Below are 9,458 nucleotides of genomic sequence, written 5' to 3'. Positions count from 1 at the left end.
CTCTCTCAACAACAACATTTCGCGCATTCCGGTGAAATTGATCGCCAACATTCCGGAAGGCAAGTTCTCCAGCGAGGACACATCGATCGTGGTGCGGCTCAGGAAGGGCGCCGACGGTTATTGGCAGCCGACGACCGCCTGGTTCGGCCAGGCGCCCGCGCCGGCAGGCGAGGGCGAAGCAGACATTGCCGGCCATGTCGTTGAGGGCTGGGGCCTTCGTGATACGGACGCGACGATCGCGCCCGACTATGGGATCGACCGCTTCTATTTGCCGGAAGGCGAGGGCGTGGCGATCCAGGACGACATGCGCGTGCGGCCGTTCGGCATCAAGCTTGCGCTCGCATCCGACGGCACGGCACAGATCAAGGCGCTGATGGACGGCGACAAGGCGCTGTTCCAGGAGCCGCTTTACTGAGATGTGTCAACATTCGACCCACCTTAAGTCACGGTTCCAGCAGTGGCCCTAGCCGGACGGCGTCGGTTCAAGCGCAGCAAGGCCACAAACGCGCCGCAGGAGCAGAGCATCGCGAGGCCGAGCACGGCTTCGCTGCCAAAATGCGCCAACAGTCCGGCCAGCAATGGCGGCGATATGGCGGAAATCAGGTTGAGCGGGAGAGCGATGTTGGATGCGGCCCGCGCGTAGGCCGCCTGGTCGTAGAACACCAGAGGTATCGTTGCCCGCGACACGGCAAGAATGCCGCTGCCCAAGCCATAGAGGAGAATGAAGCCGGCAATCGACCAGTGCGTGCCGTGACCCAGAATGAGAAGCAGCATGGCGAACGGCAGCGCCAATCCGGCGAAAAGCGCGGTGGTCATCCCGTCCCAGCGTCCAGCGCCCAGAAAATCGACGCCCCTGGCGCCGACCTGAAGGATGCCCAGCATCGAGCCGAAGGCGACGGCTTCTCCGGCGGGAAGTCCCTCGGCCTTAAGCAGTTCGATCAGTATGGCGCTGAATCCGAACGTGACGAAGGCATTGAGCGTGATCGCCGAAACGATCAGACGGAAGATGCCTGCCGGCACGGCTGGAGTTTTCCGGGTTGCCGGAACCGTTGACGAGGCTTTCGGCGATGGCGGCCGGCGCGGCAAGCCGAAGGCATAGAGCGGCAGGCAGACCACGATCATGGCCGCCGCGTAGACGAGGCAAGTCATGCGCCAGCCGATCAGCCCGGACAGGAAGGCGGCGGCGGGCCAGAAGATGCTGCTCGACAAGCCGGTCATCAGCATAAGCACGCCAATGGCGCTCTTGGCGCTGCTGCCGGCGACCTCGTTCAGCATGATGTAGGCCGCCGTCGTCAGCATCGCGCTCCCAGCCGTGCCAAGGATGACCCATGCGGTAAAATAGAGAACCGGCCCGTGCGCGGCCGCCAGCGCCACGAAGCCCGGAGCGGCAAGGATCGTGCCCATGATCATCACCTTGCGGGCGCCGAAGGCATTGAAAGCCTTTGCCAGCGGCGGCGCCCACAGGCCCATGACCACATAAAATACCGAATTGCCGGCGAACACCGCCGCTATGCTGATTTGAAGGTCGGCGGCTATCTGGCTGCCGACGATAGCCAACAGCCCGACCGATCCCCAGCCCATGAGCTGGGCGATCGCAAGCACGATCAGGGTTCGAACGATAGTCCTGTCCAGAATCGCGATGCGCATGCGGGTGGCCGGTCGACTGCAAACCCGCCTGCTAGCAGAGCCTCAATGTCGGTTTGATGACTGCATAGAGCAGAAGGCCTGGCGTCGGTCCTCCTTCGCCAGGGCTTCGGAGGTCGGCTCTTCGAGCTTTAGGTGGCCTGCCATACGAAGCTCGAAGAGCAAAGGATGGTGCGGATGAAGGGACTCGAACCCCCACGCCTTTCGGCACTGGAACCTAAATCCAGGGCGTCTACCAATTCCGCCACATCCGCTTTTCCCCGGCAATCCCATGTAGCCATCATTCTGTCAATGTCGAGGCTCAGATCATGCTTATTCGGCTAGACGCGAAGATAGTTGAAAATTGGCCTAGCCTGTGACAAAAGGCGTGTCGAATGTGACGGAACGTGAGTTTCCGCTTCTGCAAGATGTGAAAAGTTATAGTAAAAACAGAAACTTATTTCGCATCTGGCAAGGCGTAGTTCAGGAGAGTTTGAACCGCGTTAGCGGTCAAATCGCCAGGTTCCGTACCAAAAGCCATTTCCGGCAACATCATACCGGCAGGCTGTAAACGGCTAGGACCGTTTGGCAGTCTCATTGTTGAAAACAAAGGTTCTAGGATGCAGGTCACCGAAACGCTCAACTCCGGTCTCAAGCGCGAGATCAAGATCACCGTGCCGGCCGGTGACATGGAAGCCAAGCTGATGGCGCGGCTGACCGATGCCCGCGACAAGGTGCGCATCAACGGCTTCCGCCCGGGCAAGGTGCCGGTGCAGCACCTGCGCAAGATGTACGGCAAGTCGTTCATGGCTGAGGTCGTCAACGAAATCCTCAACGACTCGACCCGTTCGATCATCACCGGCCGCGGCGAAAAGGCCGCCATGCAGCCCGAAGTGATCATGACGGAGGACGAGAAGGAGGCCGAGAAGATCCTGGCCGGCGGCTCCGACTTCGAATTCAGCCTCAACTACGAGGTCATCCCGGCGATCGAGATCAAGGATTTCTCCGACATCAAGGTGACGCGTCAGGTCTATGACGTGCCGGAATCGGAAGTCGACGATCAGGTGAAGCGCGTTGCCGAATCGGCGCGCAGCTACGAGCCGAAGAGCGGCAAGGCCGCCGAGGGCGACCGCGTGAGCATCGACTATGTCGGCAAGATCGGCGGCGAGGCCTTCGCCGGCGGCGCCGGCACCGACCAGCCGCTTGTGCTCGGCTCCAAGGAGTTCATCCCGGGCTTCGAGGACCAGCTGATCGGCACCAAGGCCGGCGACGAGAAGCAGGTCACCGTCACCTTTCCCGAAAACTACCAGGCTGCGCATCTGGCCGGCAAGGAAGCCACCTTCGACGTCACCGTCAAGGAAGTGTCGGCGCCCGGCGAGCTCGAAGTCAATGACGAGACGGCCAAGAATCTCGGCCTGGAATCGCTCGAACGCCTGCGCGAGATCGTGCGCGGCCAGCTCGAGAACCAGTTCGGCTCGATGACCCGCCAGAAGGTGAAGCGCCAGCTGCTCGACCAGCTCGACGCATCCTACTCCTTCGAGGCGCCGTCGAAGCTTGTCGAGGCCGAGTTCAACAACATCTGGGCTCAGGTCAATCGCGATCTCGAAGCTGCCGGCCGCACCTTCGCCGACGAAGAGACCACGGAAGAAGAGGCGCGCGCCGAATATATGCGCCTTGCCGAGCGCCGCGTGCGCCTCGGACTGGTGCTCGCCGAGATCGGCGAGAAGGCCGGCGTCACCGTGTCGGATGAGGAACTGCAGCGTGGCCTGTTCGAGCAGGTGCGCCGCTTCCCGGCCAACCAGCAGCAGGAAGCCTTCGAGTTCTATCGCAGCAATCCGGAAGCCATCAACGCGCTGCGCGCGCCAATGTTCGAGGAGAAGGTCGTCGACTATCTGCTCGGCCAGATCTCGGTCGACGACGTCAAGGTCGGCAAGGACGAGCTGATGGCCGACGACGAGGAAGCCGAAACCGCGACCAAGGCGAAACCGGCCAAGAAAGCCTCCTCGAAGAAGGCCGAAGCCAAGGCAGAGGCGGGCGACGCCGCCGCCGAGGCGGAAGAGCCGAAGAAGAAGGCCGCGCCGAAGAAGAAGGCCGCCAAGGAAGCCAGATAACCGGTTTCAGCGCCGCAATTTCGAAAGGCCGCCTTCGGGCGGCCTTTTTCATTACGGCCTGTGTCATTGTGGCGGCGCGGCAACACACGCAACTTGTCTTGATGGTCTGCCGCTGGCGATACCAACCATTGAAGATTATCTGTTTTCGATGGCGTTCGCGGGGTCGGAGGCGTTTGTGAGGCTGGGTTCATGGTAAGAGGCTTAGTCGTTGCCGCGACGCTCTTGTTGGTGGCGATCGGCGGGAGCGTCCGCGCCGAGCCGGATGTCCCGGCCCCCCTCTTGGCGGCGGCTGAAGGAGGCGCCCGGACCGAGCCGGATCTCGGCAATTGGCGCGTCGACACCGGCAGCGACGCCCAGATAACGGCCTCGCTGCATGCCATCAACAAGCTCATCACAGGGGGCGGAGCGCTGGGCTACAGCCCGGTGCTGACCTTGGCTTGCCGACGCGATGGCGAACCACGCTGGAGCGAATGGCTGCAGCTCAAGGATCCGGTCTCCGCCAGCCGCAAGATCACCATCTCCGTCATTGTCGACGGCGGCAAGACCGATGAAAGCTGGTCGGTCGGCCCGCGCGGGAGAATGCTGGTCAGGGATGGGGACGACGGTATCAAGCGCCTGGTTTCAGCGAGCCGGCTGACGCTGTCATGGCGCTTCGGCCTCCTGTCGGGGCGCGGCGAGGCCGATTTCGAACTTGCAGGTCTCTCCAAAGCGATCGGCCAGATCGCCGCAAGCTGCAAAACCGATCCACCTTGACCTCGCGTCCTGAAGCGCGTCGCGATCTTTCAGATTCGCTCCATGCGCTTTAGGTTTTTGATTTTACGGCTGTCTTTTCCCGAACCGGATCACCCTTTCAGGAGACATGCCTTAGAACGGGCTTTCCAGTTCGGCGGTCGTCATGGGGCGCCCAAACACCTTGCCGATGATATCGAGCATCGCATTGTGCGGACCTAAGCCTCGGCAAAAGCTCGCCTTTTTCTATCCATTTGCACGATTCTGTGGTATGTAGATGCCGCAATTCCACTGAAGAAACCCGGATCCTCCGCTCGAGCGTGCAGCGCACGCAGGCGGGGACCGGCGAGGTGCCGATCGTTCCGACGCAAAAACGAGACCATCAGGGAGGAAATGCGATGCGTGCAACAGCGCTTTTTATCGTCTTGTCCGCTACGACCTTCTTCGCAAGCCCATCGCAGGCGCAAGATGCCGCCGTAGGCGAGAAGGTCTTCACCAAGTGCAAGGCCTGCCACGTTGCCGACCAGGACCAGAACAGGGTCGGTCCGTCTCTGCACGGGGTCATCGGGCGCGTTGCCGGAACGCACCCCAACTTTACTTATTCCGCGGCCATGATCGCGGCTGGAAAGTCCGGCCTCAAATGGGACGAGTCCACCCTGACGACCTACCTTCACGCCCCCCAGGCGATGGTCAAGGGCACGAAGATGACATTTCCCGGCCTCAAGGATGACAAGGACATAGCCAACGTCATCGCTTACCTGAAGCAGTTCTCCAAATAGGCCACTGTCGTTGGTCGCCCTGCAGCTACGCTGTTGAAATGCCGCGCCCACGCGCCGCTATGCCGGCAGCGCGAAGAATCCTAACAGCAGCAGAACACCTATACCAAGGCCGAGTATGACAAGCGTTCGCGTGTCCATGACGTTCACCTTCGACCGGGCGGGATGACCCGAAAATCGGGATCGATTTTCGAAAAGGATCATTGTCCCATCAAAGCGGTACAGCGCCCTGTGCGCGCCTAAAAAGAGCGCGTGACGCTGCAAGAGATTACGCAATCAGGGGCCAGGTCCGAAAAACGCGATACGGGTCAGCAGCGTGTAGTCGGCTTCGAAAACCATCATGGTCACGAAGACCAGCACCAATATCGGCGGCAGGATGATCGCATACATCATCGCCAGCCGCTCCCAGGCCATGTGCATGAAGACGGCGACGATCAATCCCGCCTTGAGCATCATGAAGATCAGGATTAGCGACCATCTGAGATAGCCGTGGATGCCGAAATAGTCGACCAGGTAGGAGCATGTGCTGAGGATGAACAGCCACGCCCAGACCACCAGGTAGAGCTTGATCGGGTGCTCCTGGTGGGTGTCGGTGGTGGCGACGGCCGGCGCATCATGCGCATGGGTGGCGTGCAGTGCGTGTTGTCCGAGACCGTTTGCGGTTGCTTCAGCCATAGCTGCCTCACCAAAGATAGAAGAAGGCGAAGATGAACACCCAGACCAGGTCGACGAAATGCCAGTAGAGGCCCATGATCTCGACATTCTCGTAACGGCCCCGGCGGCTGGTGAAGAAGCCGGGCCGTCCGATGTCGAAATCGCCACGCCAGACTTTTCGCGCCACGATGATCAGGAAGATCACGCCGATCGTGACATGGGTGCCGTGAAAGCCGGTGATCATGAAGAAGCATGAGCCGAATTGCGCGGCCCCCCAGGGATTGCCCCATGGCCGCACCCCTTCGGTGATCAGCTTGGTCCATTCGAAGGCCTGCATGCCGACGAATGTCGCGCCAAGTGCTGCGGTCAAAAGCATCAGGATCGCGGTTTTGCGGCGATCGTGGCGGTAGCCGAAATTGACAGCCATCGCCATGGTGCCGCTGCTCGAGATCAGCACGAAGGTCATGATGGCGATCAGGATCAGCGGGATCTCCGAGCCGCCGATACGCAGGGCAAAGACCTCACTTGGATTCGGCCACGGCACGCGCGTGGACATGCGCGCGGTCATGTAGGAGAGCAGGAAGCAGCCGAAGATAAAGGTATCGCTGAGCAGGAAGATCCACATCATGGCCTTGCCCCAGGACACGTTCTTGAACGCCCGCTGATCCGAGGCCCAATCGGCGGCAATGCCGCGCCAACCGGCGGGCCTGGGCTCCATCTGGCTGGCATGCGTCATGGTCGTCTCAGCCATAGCCGGTCTCCTAGGTCAGCAGCCGTTGGCAGATGTCGATGAAGGTCGCGGCCCAACCCGCCAGTAGGGCGAAAATGCAGAGCCAGACGAAAAGCAGGAAATGCCAGTACATGCCGCAGAGCTCGACGCTGAGGCGAACCCGCTCCGGCCGCGCTCCATCCCAGGCGCCTATGCTCGTCCTCCCAAGTCCGACCAGACCGCCGAGTATGTGCAGGCCATGCATGCCGGTGATCAGATAGAAGAAGCTGTTGGCCGGGTTGGATGCGAGCAGATAGCCGTCCCCGGTCAGTTGCCGCCATGCCATCAATTGACCGACGAGAAACGCAAGCGTCGTGAACCCCGCCGTGGCAAGGCCCAGCCGGACGTTGTCGATCTGGCCTTTGCGCGCGGCGACGACGGCACATTGCAGCGCGACGCTGCTTAGCACCAGCAAGCCGGTGTTGAGCCAGAGCAGGCGCGGCAGCGGCAGCGGCTGCCAGTCGGGCAGGCCCATGCGCATGAAATAGGCGCTGGTGAACAGCGAAAACAGGCAGCCGACCACGGCGAGGAAGACGCCGAGGCCGATCTTGGCGGTGGGCAGCGCCGACCGGTCGAAACCGACGAAATCCCCGGCCAGGCCTTGCTCCAGCCAGGGCTTGGCCGTCAGCCGCTGGTGCGAAAGCCACCATCCGGCAAAGCCTGCGATCACCAGCAGAAAGACCACGATGACGCTCATGCCGGCTCCCTCGAGGGCGCGAAGTCGCCCGGCACGTTTTGCGGGATGAAGTCCTCCTTGGCTCCCGGCACGCTGTAGTCATAGGCCCAGCGATAGACTATGGGCAGCTCCTTGCCGAAATTGCCGTGCGCCGGCGGCGTCTCAGGCGTCTGCCATTCCAGTGTCGTCGCCCGCCAGGGGTTGCCGCCGGCCTCGCGGCCATGCCGGATGCTCCAGATCAGGTTGAACAGGAACACCATCTGGGCGAAGCCGACGATGAAGGCCATGATCGAGATGAACGAGTTCAGGTGATGAGCCGATTCCGTCATTATGGTCATGTCGGTGAGCTCGGCGTAACGCCGCGGAACGCCCATCAGGCCGAGATAATGCATAGGGAAGAAGATCAGGTAGGCGCCGAGGAAGGTTACCCAGAAGTGGAACTTGCCGAGCGTTTCGTCGAGCATCCGCCCGGTGACCTTCGGATACCAATGATAGATCGCACCCAAGATGACGAGGATCGGCGCGACACCCATGACCATGTGGAAATGGGCGACGACGAACATCGTGTCCGACAGCGGCACGTCGACGACGACATTGCCGAGGAACAGTCCGGTCAAGCCGCCATTGACGAAGGTGACGATGAAGGCGAGCGCGAAAAGCATCGGTGTGGTCAGATGGATATCGCCGCGCCACAGCGTCAGCACCCAATTATAGACCTTGATCGCCGTCGGCACGGCAATGATCAGGGTCGTGGTCGCGAAGAAGAAACCGAAATAGGGGTTCATGCCGCTGACATACATGTGGTGCGCCCAGACGACGAAGCTCAGGGCGCCGATGGCGATGATCGCCCAAACCATCATGCGGTAGCCGAAGATGTTCTTGCGCGCATGCGTGCTGATCAGGTCGGACACGATGCCGAAGGCCGGCAGGGCCACGATGTAGACCTCCGGGTGGCCGAAGAACCAGAACAGGTGCTGGAACAGGATCGGGCTGCCGCCATTGTGCTGCAGCTGCTCGCCCATCTCGACAATCGCCGGCATAAAGAATGAGGTGCCGAGGGCACGGTCGAGCAGCATCATCACGCAGGCGACAAACAGCGCCGGGAAGGCGAGCAGCGCCATGACGGTGGCGGTGAAGATGCCCCAGACGGTGAGCGGCAGGCGCATCAAGGTCATGCCGCGCGTGCGGCCCTGCAGCACTGTCACAACATAGTTCAGCCCGCCCATGGTGAAGCCGACGATGAACAGGATGAGCGAGGAGAGCATCAGGATGATGCCCCAGTCCTGGCCGCCCGGCGTGCCGGTCATGATCGCCTGCGGCGGGTAGAGCGTCCAGCCGGCGCCGGTCGGTCCGCCCGGCGCAAAGAAGCTCGATACCAGAACGAGCACGGCGAGCAGATAGATCCAGTAGCTCAGCATGTTGACATAGGGAAAGACCATGTCGCGGGCGCCGACCATCAGCGGGATGAGGTAGTTGCCGAAGCCGCCGAGGAAGAGCGCGGTGAGCAGGTAGATCACCATGATCATGCCGTGCATGGTGATGAACTGGTAGTAGGCCTCCGGCGTGATGAAGTCGAACGTGCCGGGAAAGCCGAGCTGCAGGCGCATCAGCCAGGACAGAACCAGCGCCACCAGGCCGATCGCGGTTGCCGTTGCCGAGTACTGGACCGCTATGACCTTCGCATCCTGCGAGAAGACATATTTCGTCCACCAGCTGTGCGGATGGTAGAGTTCGACCTCCCCAACTTCGGCGGGCGGAACGGCATCTGCGGGTGTGACGTCGACCATTGGAGCACCTCCGTGCCCTATTGTGCGGACCTCGAAAGTTTCGAGTTTGCCGCGACGCCCAGATTGGACGCCATTATCTTTCCCGGCGGCTGGTTCGCCGAGCCCGATTGCTGGGGCGCCGATAGTTGCGCGAAGGTCTGCTGCTGGCCGAGCCAGGCCAGATACTCCTGTTCGGTATCGACCACGACCACGCCATGCATAAGCGGGTGCCCTTGGCCGCATAGCTCGGCGCACAGGACCTGGAAGGTACCGGTTCTGGTCGGGGTGAACCAGAAATAGGTCACTGAGCCCGGGATCATGTCCATCTTGGCGCGGAATTCCGGGATATAGAAA

10 protein-coding genes and 1 tRNA gene are annotated in these 9,458 nt (G+C 61.4%); 4 read left to right on the top strand and 7 right to left on the bottom strand.

All coding sequences use genetic code 11. The features are described from left to right. Nucleotides 1-415: GDYXXLXY domain-containing protein (locus tag EOA27_RS10220; RefSeq protein WP_127256074.1), on the top strand; the 415-nt coding region annotated here is incomplete at its 5' end. Between the two features lie 23 nt (nt 416-438). On the opposite strand, the gene EOA27_RS10215 is transcribed toward EOA27_RS10220, so the two are convergent. Continuing rightward, nucleotides 439-1,647: an MFS transporter gene (locus tag EOA27_RS10215; RefSeq protein WP_126082312.1), complete on the bottom strand. Its 1,209-nt coding sequence runs from the start codon at nt 1,645-1,647 to the stop codon at nt 439-441. Between the two features lie 166 nt (nt 1,648-1,813). Continuing rightward, nucleotides 1,814-1,898 (bottom strand) — tRNA-Leu (locus EOA27_RS10210). A 345-nt stretch (nt 1,899-2,243) separates the two neighbouring features. Between EOA27_RS10210 and tig the strand changes: the two genes are divergently transcribed. From tig to EOA27_RS10195, 3 genes are all read left to right on the top strand, one after another. Then, on the top strand, nt 2,244-3,734 hold the full coding sequence (tig, locus tag EOA27_RS10205) for a trigger factor (RefSeq protein ID WP_126082313.1): 1,491 nt from the start codon (nt 2,244-2,246) through the stop codon (nt 3,732-3,734). Nucleotides 3,735-3,923: 189 nt separating this feature from the next. Continuing rightward, nucleotides 3,924-4,487, top strand: coding sequence for a hypothetical protein (locus EOA27_RS10200; RefSeq protein ID WP_245491063.1), 564 nt, complete (start codon nt 3,924-3,926; stop codon nt 4,485-4,487). A gap of 374 nt (nt 4,488-4,861) precedes the next feature. Further along, complete coding sequence (locus tag EOA27_RS10195; protein WP_126083780.1) at nt 4,862-5,242, top strand: cytochrome c family protein; 381 nt, start codon at nt 4,862-4,864, stop codon at nt 5,240-5,242. A gap of 273 nt (nt 5,243-5,515) precedes the next feature. Here EOA27_RS10195 and EOA27_RS10190 read toward each other — a convergent pair whose 3' ends face one another. From EOA27_RS10190 to EOA27_RS10170, 5 genes are all read right to left on the bottom strand, one after another. Continuing rightward, nucleotides 5,516-5,914: a cytochrome C oxidase subunit IV family protein gene (locus EOA27_RS10190; RefSeq protein ID WP_126082314.1), complete on the bottom strand. Its 399-nt coding sequence runs from the start codon at nt 5,912-5,914 to the stop codon at nt 5,516-5,518. Between the two features lie 7 nt (nt 5,915-5,921). After that, nucleotides 5,922-6,644, bottom strand: a complete 723-nt coding sequence (locus EOA27_RS10185) for a heme-copper oxidase subunit III family protein (RefSeq protein WP_126082315.1) — start codon at nt 6,642-6,644, stop codon at nt 5,922-5,924. Nucleotides 6,645-6,654: 10 nt separating this feature from the next. After that, on the bottom strand, nt 6,655-7,359 hold the full coding sequence (locus tag EOA27_RS10180) for a cytochrome c oxidase subunit 3 (RefSeq protein ID WP_126082316.1): 705 nt from the start codon (nt 7,357-7,359) through the stop codon (nt 6,655-6,657). Next, a complete protein-coding gene (gene ctaD, locus EOA27_RS10175; RefSeq protein WP_126082317.1) occupies nt 7,356-9,125 on the bottom strand; it encodes a cytochrome c oxidase subunit I in 1,770 nt (589 codons plus the stop codon). The genes EOA27_RS10180 and ctaD overlap by 4 nt, the downstream gene beginning before the upstream one ends. A 17-nt stretch (nt 9,126-9,142) precedes the next feature. Further along, nucleotides 9,143-9,458: cytochrome c oxidase subunit II (locus tag EOA27_RS10170; protein ID WP_145970312.1), on the bottom strand; the 316-nt coding region annotated here is incomplete at its 5' end.

Source organism: Mesorhizobium sp. M2A.F.Ca.ET.037.01.1.1, assembly GCF_003998075.1.
In the GTDB taxonomy this organism is placed as follows: domain Bacteria; phylum Pseudomonadota; class Alphaproteobacteria; order Rhizobiales; family Rhizobiaceae; genus Mesorhizobium.
This window is presented reverse-complemented; position numbering and strand designations above follow the sequence as displayed.

Bases quoted from the DNA above. Each gene is read 5' to 3' on its own strand.
- EOA27_RS10215 (WP_126082312.1), bottom strand. From the start codon at position 1,647: ATGCGCATCGCGATTCTGGACAGGACTATCGTTCGAACCCTGATCGTG.
- ctaD (WP_126082317.1), bottom strand. From the start codon at position 9,125: ATGGTCGACGTCACACCCGCAGATGCCGTTCCGCCCGCCGAAGTTGGG.
- EOA27_RS10190 (WP_126082314.1), bottom strand. From the start codon at position 5,914: ATGGCTGAAGCAACCGCAAACGGTCTCGGACAACACGCACTGCACGCC.
- tig (WP_126082313.1), top strand. From the start codon at position 2,244: ATGCAGGTCACCGAAACGCTCAACTCCGGTCTCAAGCGCGAGATCAAG.
- EOA27_RS10200 (WP_245491063.1), top strand. From the start codon at position 3,924: ATGGTAAGAGGCTTAGTCGTTGCCGCGACGCTCTTGTTGGTGGCGATC.
- EOA27_RS10195 (WP_126083780.1), top strand. From the start codon at position 4,862: ATGCGTGCAACAGCGCTTTTTATCGTCTTGTCCGCTACGACCTTCTTC.
- EOA27_RS10185 (WP_126082315.1), bottom strand. From the start codon at position 6,644: ATGGCTGAGACGACCATGACGCATGCCAGCCAGATGGAGCCCAGGCCC.
- EOA27_RS10180 (WP_126082316.1), bottom strand. From the start codon at position 7,359: ATGAGCGTCATCGTGGTCTTTCTGCTGGTGATCGCAGGCTTTGCCGGA.